Source organism: Cyanobium sp. CH-040 (assembly GCF_024346135.1).
In the GTDB taxonomy this organism is placed as follows: domain Bacteria; phylum Cyanobacteriota; class Cyanobacteriia; order PCC-6307; family Cyanobiaceae; genus NIES-981.
The window spans coordinates 21,476-40,172 of the sequence record NZ_JAGQCJ010000016.1 but is presented as its reverse complement, the minus strand read 5'-3'; the positions used below and the strand labels follow the sequence as shown (position 1 = coordinate 40,172).

Below are 18,697 nucleotides of genomic sequence, written 5' to 3'. Positions count from 1 at the left end.
GAGGAGCAGGCGAGGGTGAAGGGATCTCAGCGCCAGGGCTGGGATCCTGCCCCGGACAGCCACTGCGGCGCTGGAGACGGCCCTCGGGGAGGGGCGGCGGGCGGTTCCGCCAGCCGGGCCAGCAGCGCCGACACGGCCAGCAGAGCACCCAGCCACAGCCAGCGCACCCGGCGCCGCCCGCGGCCCGGTCGGCCGGATCCGCCCGCGGAGCGGCTGCGGCGGGCGGCGCCGGGGCCCAGGGGACGGCCGCAGCGGCCGCACACCAGCCGCCCCGCCAGGCTGCGGTCGGCCTTCACAGACCAGCTGCCACAGTGGGGACAGGCCATGGCAGCAGGCGCTCGGCTGGTCACCATTCCAGCGTGTCGGTGCAGCAGGGCGGCCCCTCGCCATGACAGCCCCCAACTGGTTCATCGCCCTGGTGGTGCCGCCGCAGGCCGGCTGGCACCGGCTCACCCGGCCGCTGCCGGCGGGCGTGCACCCCTTTCAGGCTCGGGATCTGCACCTCACCCTGGCCTACCTGGGCAGCTGTGATCCCGAGCAGGCCGAAGCCGCCTGGCAGGCCCTGAGCAACCTGAAGGGGGAGGCGCTGCAGGCCGCCGCCGGAGCCTGGAGAGCCTTCGGGCCGCGCTGGGCCCCCTCGGCCTATGGGCTCACCCTGGCCCGGGGGCACGAGCAGGCGGCGCGGCTGATCGGCCGCTGGGGCCCGCGGGCCCGCCGGGCGGCCGGCCTGGCACCGGAGCGCCGTGACCCCCTGCCGCATGTGACCCTGGCCCGCAGCAGCCGGCGTCGGGCTGCGGATCTGCGCCTGGCGATGGAAGGCTGGATGGCCAGCGCCGCTGTGCCGGCCCGCGCTGCGGTGCTCAGCGAGCTCGGCCTCTACACCTGGAACCGGCAGCGGGGCAGCCCGGGGGCGCCGCTGTTCGAGCTGGCGGCGCGGCGCTCCCTGGCGGCACCGGACGGTCAGCTGGAGGCGGACGTGTAGAAGCGCAGGGCGAAGGCCCAGAAGGCGCGGCTGATCACCAGGGCCCCACAGGCCAGCAGCAGGCTGGTGAGGGCGGTCAGTGGCGTGAGCCGCCCGAGCAGGGCCTCAGCGGGCACGGTGGTGAGGAAGGCCACCGGCAGCACCAGGGTGAACAACAGCCGCAGGCCGGCGGGGTAGGCACTCACCGGATAGCGTCCGGCCGTCAGCGCCGCCCGCAGCACCTCGGTGGCATTCCAGGTCTTCACGAACCAGATCGAGGTGGCCGCCAGCACGAACCACAGGGCGTAGAGGATCACGGCGGCGGCCAGCAGCAGCACCGCCGCCGCCAGCAGTGGCGCCGGCGGCAGGGCCCCCAGCTCCCGCCGGGCGGCCCAGAGCATCAGCACCACTCCCAGCCCCATCTCCGGCAGGCCGGCGGGGCTGATCGTGCGCAGCGACAGCCAGAACTGACTGTCGATCGGCTTGAGCAGCACGAAATCCAGCGTGCCCTCCTGCACGTGGTTCACGATCCGGCTGAGGTTGGGTCGCAGCAGGGTGCTGGTGAGGCCATCGAGAAAGGTGTAGGCGCCCAGCACCACCAGCACGGCGTTCCAGCTCCAGCCCCCCAGTGCCACCCCCTGGCGGTGGAAGAGCCAGAGCAGCAGCAGGCTGCCGGCCAGGTTGCCCGCCATCGCCAGCAGCTCGATCAGGGCGTTGAGCTGGTATTCCAGCTGGGTGGCCAGAGCGGTGCCCCAGAACCGCCGCAGGGTGCGCAGGTAGCGCAGCACGGGCGCGACGGGCATCGCCATCAGGCCCCCATCGCCGAGTAGCGCCGCACCCCGGCGCGCCAGAGCAGCAGCAGCGCCGGCACCAGCAGCAGCAGCCAAAGCACCATCGCCGCGAGCCCGCCCGCCAGGGAGAACGGCGCCTCGCCGCCCATCGGCATGCCGGCCAGCACCTGGGCCGGGAAGCCGATCAGGTAGGGGAAGGGGGTGTGCAGGCTGAGGCGCTGCAGCTCCGGCGGGAACGCCTGCAGCGGCGCCACCAGGCCCGAGAGGAACACGTAGGGCACGTAGAAGAGGCGCTCGAGGGCGCTGGCCCGCTCGCTCCAGAAGCAGAGCGTGGCGATCAGGCTCTGAAGCAGGAAATGGATGGCGAAGGCGAGTCCGACGCTCAGCACCCCCAGCAGCAGCCGGCCGGGAGCGGGCCAGGCGAAGGCCTGGGGCTGGAGCAGGAAGAAACCCGAGGCGATCACCAGCGCGAAGGGCAGACGGGTGGCCTGCTCCGCCAGATGGGCCGCCACGTAGCGCCAGAGGGGGTGGAGGGGTTGCAGCAGGTAGGGGGAGAGGCGCCCCTCCAGGGCATCCTCCTCGAACTGCCACACCACCCACACGACGCTGAACTGGCGGGCGACGAAGGCGCACACGAAATAGCGGGCGAACTCGGCGGCGCTCAGGCCCAGCAGCGGTCCGCCACCGCCGGCGACGGACCCATGCGCGGCGGCGGAACCGTCCGCAGCGGCGGCACTCCAGAGGCCGAACATGATGAAGGGGAGCACCCCCGAGAGTGCCCAGAGGGCGATCTCGGCCCGGTACTCCGCCATGTAGGCGAACTGCACCGTCCAGAGCGTGCGCGCCACCCGCAGGGGGGGAAGGAAGCTCATCGCGGCGCCGGCTCCAGGGACCCCTGGCGGAACAGGCGCCCGATCAGCTCCTCGATGGGCGGATCGCTCACCTCCAGATCCAGCACCGGCAGCTGGGCCAGCAGGCGGGTGATCGTGGCGGTGAGACGCTCGCGGGGGATCGCCAGGCGCACCTCACAGCCCTCCAGTGCCTCGATCTCGCCGTAGGGCGCCAGCTGGGCGGCGGAGAGGGGGCGGGCCAGCTCCAGGCGCACCTGGCGCCAGGGGGCGAGCCGCTCGCTGAGCTCCGCCAGGGCGCCGTCGTGGAACAGCCGCCCCTCATGGATCAGCAGCACCCGCGGACAGAGGGCAGTGATGTCGGCCATGTAGTGGCTGGTGAGCAGCACGGTGGCGCCGGTGCGGCGGTTGTAGTCCGCCAGGAACTGGCGCACCCGGGCCTGGGCGTTGATGTCGAGCCCCAGGGTGGGCTCGTCGAGGAAGAGCATCTGTGGGCGGTGCAGCAGCGCCGCCATCAGCTCGGCCTTCATGCGCTGTCCCAGCGAGAGCTTGCGCACCGGCCGGGTGAGCTCCTCGCCGAGTTCAAGCATCTCCGCCAGTTCGGCGATGCGCCGGCGCGCCTCCCGTTCGGGAATGCCGTACACCGCGGCATTCACCCGCAGCGAGTCGAGGGGCGGCAGATCCCAGATCAGCTGCTGCTTCTGGCCCATCACCAGCGTGATCGACTCGAGGAAGGCCCGCTCGCGCCGGAAGGGCCGGTGGCCGGCCACCGCCAGCTCGCCGCCGCTGGGATGGATCAGGCCGCTGAGCAGCTTGAGGGTGGTGGTCTTGCCGGCACCGTTGGGACCGAGGAATCCCACCACCTCTCCGGCCTCGATCGAGAAGCTCACCTCCCGCACCGCCTGCACGGACCGCCAGCGGCGGTGCACCAGGTGGCGCAGGGTGCCCGCCAGGCCGGGCTGCTTGTCGGCCACGCGGAAGGTCTTGCGCAGCCCCCGGGCCATCACGGTCGCCATCGCCGCACCCTATCCATAGAGTTGTGCGCCTGACAGCGGCTTCGATGCACGCCCTCTCGCTGCCCACCTGGTGGATCCACATCACCTCGGTGCTGGAGTGGGTGGCGGCGATGGTGGCCGTGCAGCGCCTGGCCGGGGTGCGGCAGGAGGGGGCCTGGCGCTGGCTGGCGCTGGCGATGCTGCCGGCCCTGGTGAGCGCCATGTGCGCCTGCACCTGGCATCTGTTCGACAACCCCGCCGAGCTGCGGGGGCTGGTGGTGCTGCAGGCGGCGCTCACCACCGCGGGCAATGGCGCCCTGGCTCTGGCGGCCTGGCACATCCTGCGCCGGCAGCGGGCGGAACTCCCGCAGGCGCAGGAGGGTTCCGGTGGCTGACGGCGGTGCCGGCCTGGCGCTGCTGGAACGGCTGGGGCAGATCGACCCCACGCCGTTCTTCGTGCTGTCGCTGCTGCCCTATCTCGCCTTCCTCCGGCTGGCGGGGCGCATCGAGGGCTTTCCCGTCCTCGCCCGGCGAGGGTTTCAGTTCACGCTGGTGTTCGTGGCGGTCACCATCGCCGCCTCGGTGGTGGCCCTGCAGACCACCGGCAGGCAGCTGGCGGACGTGGACGCCCTGCACGGCGGCGCGGAGGCCTTCCTCACCCTGGCCAACCTGCTGGTGGCGGTGGGCTTCAGCCGGGCCCTGAGCGGCGGGGCTGGCGCCGGGGCCACTCCGGACGACCGGTGAACAACTCTTACGCCGCTCGGGCTCCTGGCCGCCGCACCCCGGAAGATGGGGCGTCGGCTTGTGCTCCATGTTCGCTCCGCTTCTGGTCCAGCCCCTGGCCATGGCTCCCGCCACCATCACCTGGTCGCCGAAGGTGGCCCTGGTGATGATCGTCTGCAACGTGATCGCCATCGCCATCGGCAAGGCCACCATCAAGCAGCCCAACGTGGGCCTGCAGCTGCCCAACTCCGCCCTGTTCGGCGGGCTCAGCCACGGCGCCATGCTCGGCACCCTCAGCCTGGGTCACATCCTGGGCATCGGCGCGATCCTGGGCCTGGCCTCCCGCGGCGTGGTCTGAAGCCGCTGGGCAGCAGGGGATGGTGCCCAGCGCCCCCCTGCTGCAGCCCTGAAACCCAGCCCTCGAAACGCAACGGGTCGGGAGCCACAAGCAGGGGAAACCCACCGGATGGCGACCATCCGGTGGATTTTGCTGTGGCGCCGCCCAGGGCCCAGGCTCAGACGCCGACCGTCTGCGCCGCGGCGGGTGAACGCAGCACCGCGCCGAAGTGGCTGGCGATCCGCTCGGCCATCTGGGCCGGCGTGAGACCGAGGGCCTGCTTGCTCTGGGCCGGGCTGGCGTGGTCGACCAGCACGTCGGGGATGCCGATGCGCAGCACGGGCACCAGCACGCCGTGATCGTTGAGGCTCTCCACCACCGCGGCACCGAAACCGCCGGGCAGGGAGCCCTCTTCCATCGTCACCACCCGGCCGATGCGGCGGGCCATGGGCAGGATCAGGGCCTCATCGAGCGGCCGCAGGAAGCGGGCGTTGATCACCGCCGCCCGCAGACCCTGTTCCTGCAGCAGACCGGCGGTGGCCAGGGCCGGATGAACCATGGCGCCGTAGGCCACGATCAGCAGGTCGTCGCCGTCGGTGAGCAGTTCGCCACGGCCGATCTGCAGCGGCTCGAAGCCCTCCTCGGCCAGCGGCACGCCCTCCCCCTCGCCCCTGGGAATCCGCAGAGCGCAGGGACCGTCGTGCTGGATGGCCGTCAACAGCATGCGCTGCAGCTCGGCCTCGTCCTTGGGGGCCATCACCGTGAAGTTGGGTACGGCCCGCAGGTAGCTGATGTCGTACTGCCCCTGATGGGTGGGACCGTCGGCACCGACGATTCCCGCCCGGTCCATCACGAAGGTGACCGGCAGCTTCTGGATGCCCACGTCGTGGATCAGCTGGTCGTAGGCCCGCTGCAGGAAGGTGCTGTAGATCGCCACCACCGGTTTCAGGCCCTCGCAGGCCATGCCGGCCGCCATGGTCACGGCGTGCTGCTCGGCGATGCCCACATCGAAGTACTGACCGGGCAGGGCCTTCTCGAGCAGATCGAGACCCGTGCCGGTGGCCATGGCGGCGGTGATGCCCACCACGGTGGGGTCCTGCTCGCAGATCTTCACCAGCGTCTGGCCGAACACCTTGCTGTAGCCGGGCGGCTTGGGCTTGCTGGAGGGGAAGGCCTTGCCGGTGGAGAGATCGAAGGCGCTCTGGGCGTGGTAGCCCACCTGGTCGGCCTCGGCGTAGGGGTAGCCCTTGCCCTTGGTGGTGGCCACGTGCACCAGCACCGGCCCGTCGTGGGCATGGGCCTGCTGGAACAGCTTCACCATGGCGGCGATGTCGTGGCCGTCCACCGGGCCCATGTAGGTGAAGCCCAGCTCTTCGAAGACGGCGCCGAGCTTGGGCACCGACAGACGCTTGAGGCTCTCCTTGAGGTTCTTGAGCTCCGGCGGCAGCTCACCGTGCAGGAAGGGCAGGTGCTTGATCGCCTCCTCGGCGTTGTCCTGCAGGAACTGCAGCGGCTTGCTGTGCCGCATGCGGTTGAGGTGGGTGGAGAGGGCGCCCACCGGCGGGCTGATCGACATGTCGTTGTCGTTCAGCACCACCAGCAGCCGGGTGTGGGGCAGGTGGCCGGCATGGTTGATCGCCTCGAGGGCCATGCCGCCGGTGAGGGCGCCGTCGCCGATCACCGCCACGCACTTGAAGTCCTCGCAGCGGCGGTCGCGGGCCAGGGCCATGCCCAGGGCCGCGGAGATCGAGGTGCTGGCGTGGCCGGCGCCGAAGTGGTCGAAGCGGCTCTCGCTGCGCTTGAGGTAGCCGGCCACGCCGCCCTGCTGGCGCAGGGTGTGGAAGTCGTGGTAGCGGCCGGTGACCAGCTTGTGGGGATAGGCCTGGTGGCCCACGTCCCACACCACCTTGTCGTGGTCCAGATCGAGGGTCTGGTAGAGGGCGAGGGTGAGTTCCACCACCCCCAGACCCGGACCCAGGTGGCCACCGCTGGTGCTCACCACCTCCAGATGGCGGTCGCGGATCTGGCGGGCGATCGCTTCGAGCTCGCTGACGCTGAGGCCGTGCAGTTGGTTGGGATGGCTCAGCTCGCTGAGATGCATCACGACCTGTCTAGTGACGTGCAATCTAGGGGTTGCTTCCAGAGGGCCGGTGCCGATTGCGACACTGGGCTCATGAGTGAGACCCTCGCCACGGCCGCTGCCACGGCCGCTGCCACCGACACCGCCACCAGCGCCGCTGCAGACGCCCCCGCCGACCCGTCCACCGAGGGCTATCTGCAGCGGATCCTGCGGGCCCGGGTCTACGACGTGGCGATCGAGTCGCCCCTCGACGCGGCGCCGAACCTCTCGGCGCGGCTGGGCAACCGGGTGCTGCTCAAGCGCGAGGACCTGCAGCCGGTGTTCAGCTTCAAGCTGCGCGGCGCCTACAACAAGATGGCCGGCCTCAGCCCGGCGGAGCTGGAGCGCGGCGTGATCGCCGCCAGCGCCGGCAACCACGCCCAGGGCGTGGCCCTGGGGGCCCAGCGCCTGGGCTGCCGGGCGGTGATCGTGATGCCGGTCACCACGCCGGAGATGAAGGTGAAGGCAGTGGCCGCCCGGGGCGCCGAGGTGCTGCTGCACGGCGACAACTACGACGCCGCCTGCGCCGAGGCCACCCGCGTCGCGGCCGAGCGCGGGCTCACCTTCATCCACCCCTTCGACGACCCGGACGTGATCGCCGGCCAGGGGACCATCGCCCTGGAGATCCTCCGCCAGTGCTCCACCCCGCCGGACGCGATCTACGTGGCCGTGGGCGGCGGCGGCCTGATCGCCGGCATCGCCGCCTACGTGAAGGCGCTCTGGCCCCAGGTGCAGATCGTGGGGGTGGAGCCGGTGGACGCCGATGCCATGGCGCGCTCCCTGGCCTGCGGCGAGCGGGTGCGGCTGGAGCAGGTGGGGCTGTTCGCCGACGGCGTGGCCGTGCGCCAGGTGGGCGAGCACACCTTCGCCCTGGCCCGCCGCCACGTGGACCGGATGGTGACCGTGAGCACCGACGAGATCTGCGCCGCGATCAAGGACGTGTTCGAGGACACCCGCTCGATCCTGGAGCCCGCCGGCGCCCTGGCCGTGGCTGGCATGAAGACCGACGTGGCCGAGCGACAGCTGCGCGGGCGCTGCCTGGTGGCGGTGGCCTGCGGCGCCAACATGAACTTCGACCGCCTGCGCTTCGTGGCCGAGCGGGCCGAGCTGGGCGAGGAGCGCGAGGCGATGCTGGCGGTGGAGATTCCCGAGCAGCCCGGCAGCCTGCGGCGCTTCTGTGCCGTGCTGGGCCAGCGCAGCCTCACCGAGTTCAGCTACCGGCTGGCGGACCCCAGGCTCGCGCACATCTTCGTGGGAGTGCAGATCCGCGACCGCAGCGACACCGAAGCGCTGATGCGCGCCCTGGAGGTCGCCGGCTTCCCCTGTCTCGATCTCAGCGGCAATGAGCTGGCCAAGCTGCACCTGCGCCACATGGTGGGCGGGCGCCTGCCGGCCAGCGCCGGGCCGGCGCTGGCGCAGGGCGAGGAGCTGCTCTACCGCTTCGAGTTTCCCGAGAAGCCCGGAGCCCTGATGGCCTTCGTGAATGCCCTGCAGGCCAGCTGGAACATCAGCATCTTCCACTACCGGAACCACGGCGCCGACGTGGGCCGGATCGTGGTGGGGGTGCAGGTGCCGCCCGGCGAGCGGGGGCAGTGGCAGGCGTTCCTGGAGGGCCTCGCCTACCAGCACTGGGACGAGAGCGACAACCCCGCCTACCGGTTGTTCCTGGGCTGAGCGGCCCCTGCGGGTTGCAGCGTCGCGGCCGGCCTGCGTAGCGTGCACCCGTGGCTGTGGCCCATCCCGATGAGCAGCGACAGCGATCCCAGGGCCGGCGCCACGGACGCCGGCAGCCCTGCGGCGGTGTGCGCTCTCTCGCTGCCGGCCCGGCTGGAGGCGATCCTCTACCTCAAGGGACGGCCGCTGAGCCTGGCGGAGCTGGCCGAGCTGGCGGGCGTGGACCGCGACGAGGCGGAACTGGGCCTGATCACCCTGATGGCGGACTACGCCCATCGCGACACCGCCCTGGAGGTGCGCCAGGAGGGCAATCGCTACAGCCTGCAGCTGCGCGACGGTCTGGCCGGACTGGTGCAGAACCTTCTGCCGGTGGATCTCTCCACCGCCACCCTGCGCACCCTGGCCACGATCGCCCTGCGCAAACGCATCCTGCAGTCGGAACTGGTGGACCTGCGGGGATCCGGCGCCTACGAGCACATCAAGGAACTGCTGGCCCAGGACTTCATCGAACGCCGGCGCCAGAGCGAGGGCCGCTCCTACTGGCTGAGCCTGAGCGAGAAGTTCCACCGCACCTTCGCGATCGGCGGCGAGGAGTCGGGCGAACCGGCCCTGCAGGTGCCGCCGGCCCGGGCTGCATAGAGTCGCGCCACGGTCCGTTCCCCCGTCCCCCGCTCGCTCACCCCATGGAAGTTCTCTCCCAGCTGCTGCTCGTGTTCAGCAACACGCTGCAGATCTATTCGCTGATCCTGCTGGTGCGGGTGCTGCTCACCTGGTTTCCCAACCTCGACTGGAGCAACCCGGTGCTGAGCACGGTGAGCTCGATCACCGACCCCTACCTGAACGTGTTCCGGGGCCTGATCCCACCGATCGGCGGTCTCGACCTGTCGGCGATCCTGGCGTTCCTGGCCCTCAGCTTCGGCCAGCAGATCCTCGGCAGCATCAGCATGAGCGTGATGGCCGGGCTCTACTGAGCCGCCAGGGCCTGCTCCAGGGGCAGCAGGTCCTCACCCTCGCCGGCCCGGGTGCGCACCGGGGCGTTGAATCCCCTGGCCCGCACGCTGTGGAAACTGAGCGGGCCGGGGGTGCCGGCCGGCACCGCCAGACGCAGGGCGAAACCCGAGCGCCCCGGCTCCACATCACCGATCGTGCCCACCCGGCTGCGGTTCTGCAGCACCGGCTCGCCGCTGGCATCGAGGATGCGGGCGTAGACATCGGTGTCGAACACGGTGCGCCGACCTGGGTTCTCCACCATCCCGCGCAGGGCGTAGCAGCGGGCGCCGCTGGCGCGGGAGCGATCGGGCTGGGCCGCCACGTCGGCGGCAGGGCAGGGCTCCAGGGTCACCTCGCTGACGCTCAGGTCGGCCGCCCAGGCCGGCACGGGCGCGAGCAGCAGGGCAGGCAGCAGCAGGGCCAGGGCCAGCAGCGCCGGCAGAGGGCGGAACCGGAAGCGGCGGCGCGGAAGGCGGCTCAACGGTGGTCTCCTTCGCCGCCGATCACGTCGCGGGCGGCCCGGCTGGCCAGCTTGTCGAGGTTGGCGCGGGCCACCTGGTCGAGCTCGAGGCCCAGTTCGGTGGCCAGCTGGGCCACGTACCAGAGCACGTCGCCGAGCTCCAGTTCCAGGGCGTGCTTCACCTCGGGGGAGAACTCACCGCCGCGGTCGCGGATCACCTTCTTCACCTTGTCGGCCACCTCGCCCGCCTCGCCGCAGAGGCCCAGGGTGGGGTAGATGGGGTTGCTGCCGGCATCCGGATAGCGGGCGGTGGCGCGGGACCGGCGCTGGTAGGTGAGCAGATCCACGCAGGAGCAGTCCGGCAAGGGGCCGATGGTAGTTTCGGCCGGGTCAATGGCGCGCCGATGCATCACCACGATCTCATGCGTCGCACCAAGATCGTGGCCACGATCGGCCCCGCCACCGAATCGCCGGAACGGCTGCGGGAGCTGATCGCCGCCGGTGCCAGCACCTTCCGGCTCAACTTCTCCCACGGCGACCACAGCGAGCACGCGGCGCGCATCGCCACCATCCGCGAGGTCTCCGAGGAGCTCGGGGTGCAGGTGGGCATCCTGCAGGATCTCCAGGGTCCCAAGATCCGTCTGGGCCGCTTCGCCGGCGGACCCATCACGCTGGCCTGCGGCGACAGCTTCCAGCTCACCTCCCGGGAGGTGGCCTGTGACCACACCATCGCCACCGTCACCTACGCCACCCTCGCCGAGGAGGTGCCTGCCGGCAGCCGCATCCTGCTGGACGACGGCCGGGTGGAGATGGTGGTGGAGGAAGTGGACATCCCGGGCCGCACCCTGCACTGCCGGGTGAGCGTGGGCGGGGTGCTCTCCAACAACAAGGGGGTGAACTTCCCCGACGTGCAGCTGTCGATCCGGGCCCTCACCGACAAGGACCGCATCGACCTGGCCTTCGGCCTGGAGCAGGGGGTGGACTGGGTGGCCCTCAGCTTCGTGCGCAACCCCTCCGACCTGCGCGAGATCAAGGAGCTGATCGCCAGCCAGGGTCACCGCACGCCGGTGGTGGCCAAGATCGAGAAATTCGAGGCCATCGACCAGATCGACGACATCCTGCTGCTCTGCGACGGGGTGATGGTGGCGCGCGGCGACCTGGGGGTGGAGATGCCGGCCGAGGAGGTGCCGCTGCTGCAGAAGGAACTGATCCGCAAGGCCAACAGCCTCGGCATCCCGGTGATCACCGCCACCCAGATGCTCGACTCGATGGTGAGCTGCCCCCGCCCCACCCGCGCCGAGGTGAGCGACGTGGCCAACGCCATCCTCGACGGCACCGACGCGGTGATGCTCTCCAATGAGAGCGCCGTGGGCGACTTCCCCGTGGAGGCCGTGGCCACCATGGCCACCATCGCCCGCCGCATCGAGCGCGACTACCCCCAGCGGGTGATCGACAGCCGCATGGCCAGCACGATCCCCAACGCCATCTGCCAGGCGGTGAGCACGATCGCCCGCAATCTCAACGCCGCGGCGATCCTGCCCCTCACCCAGAGCGGGGCCACGGCCCGCAACGTGAGCAAGTTCCGGCCCAGCACGCCGATCCTGGCGATCACCAGCGAGCCCCGGGTGGCGCGCCAGCTGCAGCTCAGCTGGGGTGTGAACCCGCTGCTGGTGCAGGACCAGAACTCTTCCACCGGCACCTTCAGCCTGGCCATGGGCATGGCCCGGGAGCTGGGCTACCTGGAGGACGGCGACCTGGTGGTGCAGACCGCCGGCACCCTGGCCGGGGTGAGCGGGGCCACCGACTTCATCAAGGTGGGCCTGGTGTCGGCCGCCCTGCCCAGGGGGCTGGCGATCGGCAGCGGCTCGGTGAGCGGCCGGGTGCGGCTGGTGGAGGCCCCCGAAGCGGCCGCCCAGATCCAGACCGGCGAGATCCTGGTGGTGCGCGAAACCAGCTCGGTGTATGTGGAGGCCATCCGCAAGGCGAAGGCCGTGATCGCCGAGGTGGGCGGAGACGACAGCCACGCCGCCCTGATGGCCCGCAGCGTCGGCATCCCGGCGATCGTGGGCGTGGCCAACGCCCTCAGCGCGCTGGAGCAGGGCGAGATCGTGACCCTCGATCTGCAGCGTGGCGAGGTGCACCGCGTGGCCCGCAGCCACACCCCGGAGGAGCGGGACGGCATCGTGTAGGCAGCGCCTGATCCGTTATGGCCTCGCGGTTGCCCCTGCCAGAAACCGTCGGCATGGCCTTCGCCACGCTGCGCGCAAACCGGCTGCGCAGCCTGCTGACGATGCTGGGGATCGTGATCGGCAACGCCTCGGTGATCACCCTGGTGGGGGTGGGCCGCGGCGCCCAGAACCTGGCCGAGGGCCAGCTCAGCAACCTGGGTGCCAACGTGCTGTTCGTGGTGCCCGGCAACAACGACACCCGCCGCCAGGGCATCGACTTCCCCCGCACGCTGGTGCTGGAGGACGCCCAGGCGATCGGCGAGCAGGTGCCGAGCGTGAGCCGGGTGGCACCCCAGATCACCCTCAGTGAGGTGGTGCAGGCCGGCGGGCTGAGCAGCAGCGCCTCGATCAACGGCGTGACGCCCGAGTTCCTGCCGATCCGGCAGTTCGAGGTGGCCCAGGGCCGCTTCTTCTCCGCCAGCGACCTCGAGGGCGTGCGGGCCGTCACCGTGATCGGCCCCGACCTGGCGGAGAAGATGTTTCCCGGCAGGGAGGCCCTGGGACAGACGCTGCGGATCCGCAACCAGCCCTTCGCGGTGATCGGGGTGCTGGAGGCCAAGGGGGCCGTGTTCGGCCAGAACCAGGACGAGAGCGCCTACGTGCCCCTCACCACGATGGTGAACAGGCTGTCGGGCCGCGACCCCACCTACGGGGTGAGCCTGAACTTCATCAGTGTGGAGGCGCGCGACGCGGAGAGCATCAACGCCGCCGCCTTCCAGATCACCAATCTGCTGCGCCAGCGGCATCGCATCATCCGCGAGGACGACTTCGCGGTGCGCTCCCAGCAGGACGCCCTGACCATCGTGAGCACGATCACCGGCGGACTCACGCTGATGCTGGCGGCCATCGGCGGCGTGTCGCTGCTGGTGGGCGGCATCGGCATCATGAACATCATGCTGGTGTCGGTGAGCGAGCGCACCGCCGAGATCGGCCTGCGCAAGGCCCTCGGCGCCCGCAGCGGCGACGTGCTGCTGCAGTTCCTGGTGGAGTCGCTGGTGCTGGCGAGCCTGGGCGGCGCCATCGGCACCCTGGTGGGGCTGGGCACCGTGAGCCTGGTGGCGCTGGTGACACCGCTGCCGGCCACCATCGGGCCGTCGATGGTGCTGCTCACGGTGGGCCTGTCCGGATCGATCGGCCTGTTCTTCGGCGTGGTGCCGGCACGGCGGGCGGCGCGCCTGGATCCGATCGTGGCCCTGCGCAGCCTCTAGGCCGGCCGAAAATCCGAAGAAAGGCTGAAGTCCGGACCCCGGTCGGCCAAACAGTGGCCATCGCGACCATATGCACGGCTGCACTGATGGCTTAGTGGTGCTGACGTTCTTCCGGTGTGGTCTTGGAGCTGCTGACCTGCGGTTACCGCAACGGCACCGATCGCATGGTGATCGCCCGCTGCGTGGGGCCCGAGGCGTTCTTCCTGGAACGGGTCGTGTTTCCCTTCGAACTGCTGAGCTTCGAGTGCCCCGCCGAAACCGAACTGGAGGTGTGGACCCACGGTCTGGGCGGCCCGGAACTGCTGGAATCGATCCCTGTGAACCAGCTCACCCTCGACCAGGACAGTCAGGACGGTGCCGCGGTGGCGGCCGGCGGTTACGGCCAGGTGGATCTGCTGGAGACGTGGGCGGCCGCGGGCTAGAACAGCGCCGTTACACTTAGTTAGAAAGTGTCTCAGCTATGAACCAGCGCTGGCGTCTGATCGCTCTGTGGCTTCTGCCCGTGGCCGTGGTGGCCTTCCTGGGCTGGCAGGTGCTCAGCAGCGGCAACCTCGGTGCCAACGCACCAGCCTCGGCCGGGCGCAACACGGCCGTGGCGCGGATGAGCTACGGCCGTTTCCTCGACTACGTGGACGCCGGCCGGGTGACGGCGGTGGACATCTACGACGGCGGCCGCAGTGCCGTGATCGAGGCCGTGGACCCCGAACTCGACAACCGTGTGCAGCGTCTGCGGGTGGATCTGCCCGGCGTGGCACCCGAGCTGCTCAGCCAGCTCAAGGAACAGGGCGTCAGCTTCGACATCCACCCGCCCCGCCAGTCGCCCCCGGTGCTGGGAATCCTGGGCAACCTGCTGTTCCCGCTGCTGCTGATCGGCTCGCTGATCTTCCTGGCCCGCCGCTCCAGCGGCATGCCGGGCGGCCCCGGCCAGGCCATGCAGTTCGGCAAGACCAAGGCCCGCTTCCTGATGGAGGCAGAGACCGGTGTGAAGTTCGACGACGTGGCCGGGGTGGAGGAGGCCAAGCAGGACCTGCAGGAGGTGGTGACCTTCCTTAAAACCCCGGAGCGCTTCACCTCCGTGGGCGCCAAGATTCCAAAGGGTGTGCTGCTGGTGGGCCCCCCCGGCACCGGCAAGACCCTCCTGGCCAAGGCCATCGCCGGTGAGGCCGGCGTGCCCTTCTTCTCCCTCTCCGGCTCGGAGTTCGTGGAGATGTTCGTCGGCGTCGGTGCCAGCCGCGTGCGCGACCTGTTCAAGCGGGCCAAGGAGAACAGCCCCTGCCTGATCTTCATCGACGAGATCGACGCCGTGGGGCGCCAGCGCGGCGCCGGCCTGGGCGGCGGCAACGACGAGCGCGAGCAGACCCTCAACCAGCTGCTCACCGAGATGGACGGCTTCGAGGGCAACAGCGGCATCATCATCATCGCCGCCACCAACCGGGCCGACGTGCTCGATTCGGCCCTGCTGCGCCCCGGCCGCTTCGACCGCCAAGTGCAGGTGGACGTGCCGGACATCAAGGGCCGGCTGGAGATCCTGCGGGTGCACAGCCGCGACAAGAAGCTCGCCGAGGACGTGAGCCTCGAGGCCATCGCCCGCCGCACGCCCGGCTTCTCCGGTGCCGACCTGGCCAACCTGCTCAACGAGGCCGCCATCCTCACGGCCCGCCGCCGCAAGGAGGCCACCAGCCTGGCCGAGATCGACGACGCAGTGGACCGGGTGATCGCCGGCATGGAGGGCAAGCCCCTCACCGACGGCCGCAGCAAGCGGCTGATCGCCTATCACGAGGTGGGCCACGCCCTGGTGGGCACCCTGGTGAAGGCCCATGACCCGGTGCAGAAGGTCACCCTGATTCCCCGCGGCCAGGCCCAGGGCCTCACCTGGTTCTCCCCCGACGAGGAGCAGATGCTGGTGAGCCGCGCCCAGCTGCGCGCCCGGATCATGGGGGCCCTCGGCGGCCGCGCCGCCGAGGACGTGGTGTTCGGCCGCGAGGAGGTCACCACCGGTGCCGGCGGCGACATCCAGCAGGTGGCCTCGATCGCCCGGCAGATGGTGACCCGCTTCGGCATGAGCGAGATCGGCCAGTTCTCCCTGGAGGCCGGCAATCAGGAGGTGTTCCTGGGCCGCGACCTGATGACCCGCAGCGACGCCTCCGACCGCATGGCCAGCCGCATCGACGAGGCCGTCCGCCAGATCGTGCTCAGCTGCTATGCCGACACCGTGAAGCTCGTGGCCGAGCAGCGTGAGTGCATGGACCGCGTGGTGGACCTGCTGATCGAGCGCGAGAGCCTCGACGGCGACGAGTTCCGGGCGATCGTCTCGGAGTTCACCACCATTCCCGAGAAGGAGCGCTTCTCCCCCCTGCTGGCCGCCGCTTCTGCGGACAGCTCCACCCCCCAGCCGGAAGCGGTGCCGCTGCGCAGCCAGGGTTGAGGGCAGGGCTCGGTACCCAGGCCTCTCCAGGCCAAAGGAAAGCCCGCCTTGCGGCGGGCTTTCTGCTTGGAGCAAGTGGGGCTGTTGGACGGCAATCAGCCAGTTCGGCGGCGCTCAGACGGGACGGACCGTGCGCTTTTCGATCACCTTGTCGATCAGGCCGTAGTCCACGGCTTCGCTCGGAGACATGAAGAAGTCGCGGTCGGTGTCCTCCTCGATGCGGCTGAGGGGCTGGCCGGTGCGGTCGGCAAGTTCCTGGTTGAGCTTCTTCTTGAGGTAGAGGATCTCGTCGGCCTGGATGCGGATGTCGCTGGCCTGGCCGCGGGCCCCGCCGAGGGGCTGGTGGATCATGATCCGCGAGTGGGTGAGGCTGCTGCGCTTGCCCCTGGCGCCGGCGCAGAGCAGGAAGGCGCCCATGGAGGCGGCCAAGCCCACGCAGACGGTGTGCACATCAGGCTTGATGTGCTGCATGGTGTCGAAGATCCCGAGCCCGTCATAGACGGAACCCCCGGGTGAGTTGATGTAGAGGTAGATGTCCTTCTCGGGGTCTTCCGCCTCGAGGAACAGCAGCTGGGCCACGATGCGGTTGGCCGACTCGGCCGTCACCTGCTCGCCGAGGAAGACGATGCGCTCGCGCAGGAGCCGGGAGTAGATGTCGAACGCCCGCTCCCCCCGGCCCGACTCCTCGATCACGATGGGAATCGTCGTCACAGGCCAATGCAGATCGCAAGGCCGATCCTACTGAGCCCAGGCGGCTAGGGTCGCAGGATCCACCGTCCAGCAGCGTGAGCGCAGCCCTCACCGTCTCCGACAGCAAGCGCGCCTTCCACCGCGCCTTCCCCCATGTGATCGCGCCGATCCACCGGCGGATGGTGGACGAACTGCTGGTGGAGCTGCATCTGCTCAGCCGCCAGCGGGGCTTCCAGAGCGATGCCCTGTTCGCCTGCGGCCTGATCCAGGTGTTCGACGCCTTCTCGCGCGGCTACCGGCCGGCGGAGCAGCGCGAACCCCTGCTGGAGGCTCTCTGCAGCGCCTCGGGCTTCGACGCCGCCGACCTGCGCAGCCAGCGGGATACCGCCATGGCCGCCATGGGCGAGCACAGCGTGGAGGAGGTGAAGCAGTGGATCGCCGACCAGGGCAGCGGCGCCCCCGAACCGGTGTCCAGCGCCCTGGCGAATGTCCGCCGTCCCGACTTCCACTACTCGCGGCTGGTGGCCGTGGGCCTGCTGAGCCTGCTGGAGAAGGCCCGCGGCGCGGACGCCATGGACCCCGCCGCCATGCGCCAGTTCGCCCATGAGCTCGGCGAGGCGATGGGTCTGCTGCGCGACCGGGTGGACAAGGACCTCAGCCTCTATGCCAGCAACCTGGAGAAGCTGGCCCAGGCCGTGGAGCTGATGGAGGAGACCGTGGCGGCGGAGCGGCGCAAGCGGGAGCGCCAGGGCGCGGCGGTCACTCCGCCGGCGGCGGCTGATCCTCCTGCGGCCGAATCGGCTGGGGCTCCCCCAGCTGCAGACGCCCCTGCAGCCGATTGATCCCACCGCCCCGCCCCGGTGCCGGCTGGGCATCCGCAGGAGCTGCGGCAGGGTCGGCGAGCAGGCGCAGCTGGCGGGCCTGAAGCAGTGACAGGGGCAGCTGGCCAGGAAGCAGGTTGAGGGCCGCCAGGGCCTGCGGGCGGGCCTGCAGCAGCAGCAGCGGCTGTTGCTGGGAGCCCCCGGGAGCCACCGCAGGGGTGTCGGTGACGGTGGGCTCGGGGCCGAGGAAGAGCAGCAGTCGTGGGGGCGTGCCTGCTTCAGCCAGCCAGCGCCAGCCGCCCACCACCCGCCCCTGGTCGTCGCGCCAGGTGGCGGACTGGGGTGCGGCCTTGGGGCCGGCCTTGGGGCCGGCAGGGGGGCCGCCAGATTCCTGAGGGGCGTCCGGCTGGAGGCCTCTGGCGCTGAGGCGCTCCGAGAGGCCGGCGAGGATCGCCGTCCAGGCAGCCGAGTCACCCTTCGCGGGCAGCACCAGCTCCAGGCCGGCCTGGAACGGGCCGATGGGCTGGGGACGCAGGCGCAGTTCGAAGGGACTGTCCTTCACCAGGGCCAGCTCGGCGGTGCCGAGGCCGTACACCGAGGCCACCGCCTCACGCACCTCCTGGCGCTCCAGCAGACCGAGGAGCAGCAGGTCGAGGGAGCGGCCGCTCAGACGCAGCAGCAGGCCCTCGCCCAGGGGGGCGGGGAGTTCGCTGGCCGGCAGCTCAGGCCCGTCCGGCAGCGAGGCCGCCCGCGGGCTGCCGGCCTCGCCCCTGAGCAGCAGCTCACCCGGAACCAGCTCCAGCGCCAGACAGCCCTCCTGCAAAGGGCTCAGCAGCGGGGCCAGCGGGCCGGCCATGGCCTCCAGACCCTGCGGGCTCCAGTAGGCAGCAGGCTCCCGTTCGAGCATCTCCAGGCAGCGTTGCTGCAGCCCTTCCTGGCGGCGGCTGGCCTGCACCAGCTGCTCCTGGAGGGACTGGCGGGCAAGGGGACCGGAGGCCACCACCAGCAGCCCGTCCACCCGCAGGCTGTGGGGGGGATCGGGCAGCGCACCGACGCGGATCGGACGCGGCAGGGGCATCACCAGGTAGGGGCCGCCGGCCCGGTCGTCACTCCAGAACTGCCACCAGATCTGGCGCTGCTGGCGCCAGAGCAGCCGGGCGGTGTCGCCCTCGAGCCGCTGCCGCCAGAGGGGCGGCGGCTCCCGTTCGGGGGCCCCTGGGAAACTCTGCAGCAGACCGGCATGGGGCAGCAGGCGGCCGAGCCCTTCGGCGCGCGGGCGGGGCATGCTCAGCAGCAGCAGGGCGGGGGCGGCCAGCAGCAGGGCCGTCGCCAGGGCCGTGACGCGCAGGGGCGGCAGCCGCCGCAGCAGCTGGGCCGGCGGACGCACGGGCTGCGGCCAACGGAGGGCGGAAGGCCAGCGGAGGGAA

At 70.9% G+C, this 18,697-nt stretch carries 21 protein-coding genes; 12 read left to right on the top strand and 9 right to left on the bottom strand.

Translation table 11 applies throughout. From position 1 onward, the window contains the following. Nucleotides 1-26 precede the first annotated feature (26 nt). Nucleotides 27-326 (bottom strand): hypothetical protein, encoded by a 300-nt coding sequence (locus tag KBY90_RS12900; RefSeq protein WP_254969055.1) that lies wholly within the window; start codon nt 324-326, stop codon nt 27-29. A gap of 62 nt (nt 327-388) precedes the next feature. Between KBY90_RS12900 and KBY90_RS12895 the strand changes: the two genes are divergently transcribed. Further along, the gene (locus KBY90_RS12895; RefSeq protein ID WP_254969054.1) at nt 389-982 is read left to right on the top strand and encodes a hypothetical protein; all 594 of its coding nucleotides are present in this window, start codon (nt 389-391) and stop codon (nt 980-982) included. Here the strand turns inward: KBY90_RS12895 and KBY90_RS12890 are convergent. Genes KBY90_RS12890 through KBY90_RS12880 form a run of 3 tightly spaced genes read right to left on the bottom strand, consistent with a single transcriptional unit; the run spans nt 961 to nt 3,616 of the window. Beyond that, nucleotides 961-1,749 carry an ABC transporter permease gene (locus KBY90_RS12890; protein WP_254969082.1) on the bottom strand — a complete coding sequence of 263 codons (789 nt, stop codon included), beginning with the start codon at nt 1,747-1,749 and terminating at the stop codon, nt 961-963. The two genes, KBY90_RS12895 and KBY90_RS12890, sit on opposite strands and share 22 nt — an antisense overlap. A 20-nt stretch (nt 1,750-1,769) precedes the next feature. Further along, nucleotides 1,770-2,624, bottom strand: coding sequence for an ABC-2 family transporter protein (locus KBY90_RS12885; protein ID WP_254969053.1), 855 nt, complete (start codon nt 2,622-2,624; stop codon nt 1,770-1,772). After that, complete coding sequence (locus tag KBY90_RS12880) at nt 2,621-3,616, bottom strand: ATP-binding cassette domain-containing protein (protein ID WP_254969052.1); 996 nt, start codon at nt 3,614-3,616, stop codon at nt 2,621-2,623. The genes KBY90_RS12885 and KBY90_RS12880 overlap by 4 nt, the downstream gene beginning before the upstream one ends. Before the next feature lie 44 nt (nt 3,617-3,660). Here KBY90_RS12880 and KBY90_RS12875 point away from each other — a divergent pair, with 44 nt between their 5' ends. The 3 genes from KBY90_RS12875 (at nt 3,661) to psaK (ending at nt 4,676) form a co-directional block, all read left to right on the top strand. Continuing rightward, nucleotides 3,661-3,990 carry a DUF2499 domain-containing protein gene (locus KBY90_RS12875; RefSeq protein WP_254969051.1) on the top strand — a complete coding sequence of 110 codons (330 nt, stop codon included), beginning with the start codon at nt 3,661-3,663 and terminating at the stop codon, nt 3,988-3,990. After that, on the top strand, nt 3,983-4,339 hold the full coding sequence (locus KBY90_RS12870) for a DUF3593 domain-containing protein (RefSeq protein WP_254969050.1): 357 nt from the start codon (nt 3,983-3,985) through the stop codon (nt 4,337-4,339). Before KBY90_RS12875 ends, KBY90_RS12870 begins: the two co-directional genes overlap by 8 nt. Nucleotides 4,340-4,406: 67 nt before the next feature. After that, nucleotides 4,407-4,676, top strand: a complete 270-nt coding sequence (psaK, locus tag KBY90_RS12865) for a photosystem I reaction center subunit PsaK (protein ID WP_254969049.1) — start codon at nt 4,407-4,409, stop codon at nt 4,674-4,676. 157 nt (nt 4,677-4,833) lie between these two features. Here psaK and dxs read toward each other — a convergent pair whose 3' ends face one another. Further along, nucleotides 4,834-6,756 (bottom strand): 1-deoxy-D-xylulose-5-phosphate synthase, encoded by a 1,923-nt coding sequence (gene dxs, locus KBY90_RS12860; protein ID WP_254969048.1) that lies wholly within the window; start codon nt 6,754-6,756, stop codon nt 4,834-4,836. Between the two features lie 72 nt (nt 6,757-6,828). Here dxs and ilvA point away from each other — a divergent pair, with 72 nt between their 5' ends. The 3 genes from ilvA (at nt 6,829) to KBY90_RS12845 (ending at nt 9,419) form a co-directional block, all read left to right on the top strand. Next, the gene (ilvA, locus tag KBY90_RS12855; protein ID WP_254969047.1) at nt 6,829-8,448 is read left to right on the top strand and encodes a threonine ammonia-lyase, biosynthetic; all 1,620 of its coding nucleotides are present in this window, start codon (nt 6,829-6,831) and stop codon (nt 8,446-8,448) included. A gap of 69 nt (nt 8,449-8,517) precedes the next feature. Next, entirely contained in the window at nt 8,518-9,087 is a 570-nt protein-coding gene (scpB, locus tag KBY90_RS12850) for an SMC-Scp complex subunit ScpB (RefSeq protein ID WP_254969046.1), read from the top strand. A 44-nt stretch (nt 9,088-9,131) separates the two neighbouring features. Further along, the gene (locus KBY90_RS12845) at nt 9,132-9,419 is read left to right on the top strand and encodes a YggT family protein (protein ID WP_254969045.1); all 288 of its coding nucleotides are present in this window, start codon (nt 9,132-9,134) and stop codon (nt 9,417-9,419) included. Here the strand turns inward: KBY90_RS12845 and KBY90_RS12840 are convergent. Beyond that, nucleotides 9,413-9,919: a hypothetical protein gene (locus KBY90_RS12840; RefSeq protein ID WP_396122590.1), complete on the bottom strand. Its 507-nt coding sequence runs from the start codon at nt 9,917-9,919 to the stop codon at nt 9,413-9,415. The two genes, KBY90_RS12845 and KBY90_RS12840, sit on opposite strands and share 7 nt — an antisense overlap. Next, nucleotides 9,916-10,245, bottom strand: coding sequence for a nucleoside triphosphate pyrophosphohydrolase family protein (locus KBY90_RS12835; protein WP_254969080.1), 330 nt, complete (start codon nt 10,243-10,245; stop codon nt 9,916-9,918). The genes KBY90_RS12840 and KBY90_RS12835 overlap by 4 nt, the downstream gene beginning before the upstream one ends. Nucleotides 10,246-10,302: 57 nt before the next feature. Here KBY90_RS12835 and pyk point away from each other — a divergent pair, with 57 nt between their 5' ends. The 4 genes from pyk (at nt 10,303) to ftsH (ending at nt 15,759) form a co-directional block, all read left to right on the top strand. Further along, complete coding sequence (gene pyk, locus KBY90_RS12830) at nt 10,303-12,087, top strand: pyruvate kinase (RefSeq protein ID WP_254969044.1); 1,785 nt, start codon at nt 10,303-10,305, stop codon at nt 12,085-12,087. Nucleotides 12,088-12,104: 17 nt separating this feature from the next. Continuing rightward, on the top strand, nt 12,105-13,334 hold the full coding sequence (locus KBY90_RS12825; RefSeq protein WP_254969043.1) for an ABC transporter permease: 1,230 nt from the start codon (nt 12,105-12,107) through the stop codon (nt 13,332-13,334). A 116-nt stretch (nt 13,335-13,450) separates the two neighbouring features. Beyond that, nucleotides 13,451-13,756 (top strand): DUF1830 domain-containing protein, encoded by a 306-nt coding sequence (locus tag KBY90_RS12820; RefSeq protein ID WP_254969042.1) that lies wholly within the window; start codon nt 13,451-13,453, stop codon nt 13,754-13,756. 38 nt (nt 13,757-13,794) lie between these two features. Then, nucleotides 13,795-15,759, top strand: coding sequence for an ATP-dependent zinc metalloprotease FtsH (ftsH, locus tag KBY90_RS12815; RefSeq protein ID WP_254969041.1), 1,965 nt, complete (start codon nt 13,795-13,797; stop codon nt 15,757-15,759). 114 nt (nt 15,760-15,873) lie between these two features. Here ftsH and clpP read toward each other — a convergent pair whose 3' ends face one another. Continuing rightward, nucleotides 15,874-16,470, bottom strand: coding sequence for an ATP-dependent Clp endopeptidase proteolytic subunit ClpP (clpP, locus tag KBY90_RS12810; RefSeq protein ID WP_254969040.1), 597 nt, complete (start codon nt 16,468-16,470; stop codon nt 15,874-15,876). A 74-nt stretch (nt 16,471-16,544) separates the two neighbouring features. On the opposite strand from clpP, the gene psb29 reads away from it, so the two are divergent. Then, nucleotides 16,545-17,291: a photosystem II biogenesis protein Psp29 gene (gene psb29, locus KBY90_RS12805; RefSeq protein ID WP_254969039.1), complete on the top strand. Its 747-nt coding sequence runs from the start codon at nt 16,545-16,547 to the stop codon at nt 17,289-17,291. Here psb29 and KBY90_RS12800 read toward each other — a convergent pair. Continuing rightward, nucleotides 17,209-18,657 carry a hypothetical protein gene (locus tag KBY90_RS12800; RefSeq protein ID WP_254969038.1) on the bottom strand — a complete coding sequence of 483 codons (1,449 nt, stop codon included), beginning with the start codon at nt 18,655-18,657 and terminating at the stop codon, nt 17,209-17,211. The two genes, psb29 and KBY90_RS12800, sit on opposite strands and share 83 nt — an antisense overlap. Nucleotides 18,658-18,697 lie beyond the last annotated feature (40 nt).

Coding starts and splice junctions, on each gene's coding strand:
- KBY90_RS12875 (WP_254969051.1), top strand. CDS start 3,661: ATGCACGCCCTCTCGCTGCCCACCTGGTGGATCCACATCACCTCGGTG.
- ilvA (WP_254969047.1), top strand. CDS start 6,829: ATGAGTGAGACCCTCGCCACGGCCGCTGCCACGGCCGCTGCCACCGAC.
- psaK (WP_254969049.1), top strand. CDS start 4,407: ATGTTCGCTCCGCTTCTGGTCCAGCCCCTGGCCATGGCTCCCGCCACC.
- KBY90_RS12895 (WP_254969054.1), top strand. CDS start 389: ATGACAGCCCCCAACTGGTTCATCGCCCTGGTGGTGCCGCCGCAGGCC.
- KBY90_RS12880 (WP_254969052.1), bottom strand. CDS start 3,616: ATGGCGACCGTGATGGCCCGGGGGCTGCGCAAGACCTTCCGCGTGGCC.
- ftsH (WP_254969041.1), top strand. CDS start 13,795: ATGAACCAGCGCTGGCGTCTGATCGCTCTGTGGCTTCTGCCCGTGGCC.
- KBY90_RS12845 (WP_254969045.1), top strand. CDS start 9,132: ATGGAAGTTCTCTCCCAGCTGCTGCTCGTGTTCAGCAACACGCTGCAG.
- KBY90_RS12825 (WP_254969043.1), top strand. CDS start 12,105: ATGGCCTCGCGGTTGCCCCTGCCAGAAACCGTCGGCATGGCCTTCGCC.
- dxs (WP_254969048.1), bottom strand. CDS start 6,756: ATGCATCTCAGCGAGCTGAGCCATCCCAACCAACTGCACGGCCTCAGC.
- pyk (WP_254969044.1), top strand. CDS start 10,303: ATGCATCACCACGATCTCATGCGTCGCACCAAGATCGTGGCCACGATC.
- scpB (WP_254969046.1), top strand. CDS start 8,518: ATGAGCAGCGACAGCGATCCCAGGGCCGGCGCCACGGACGCCGGCAGC.
- KBY90_RS12900 (WP_254969055.1), bottom strand. CDS start 326: ATGGCCTGTCCCCACTGTGGCAGCTGGTCTGTGAAGGCCGACCGCAGC.
- KBY90_RS12885 (WP_254969053.1), bottom strand. CDS start 2,624: ATGAGCTTCCTTCCCCCCCTGCGGGTGGCGCGCACGCTCTGGACGGTG.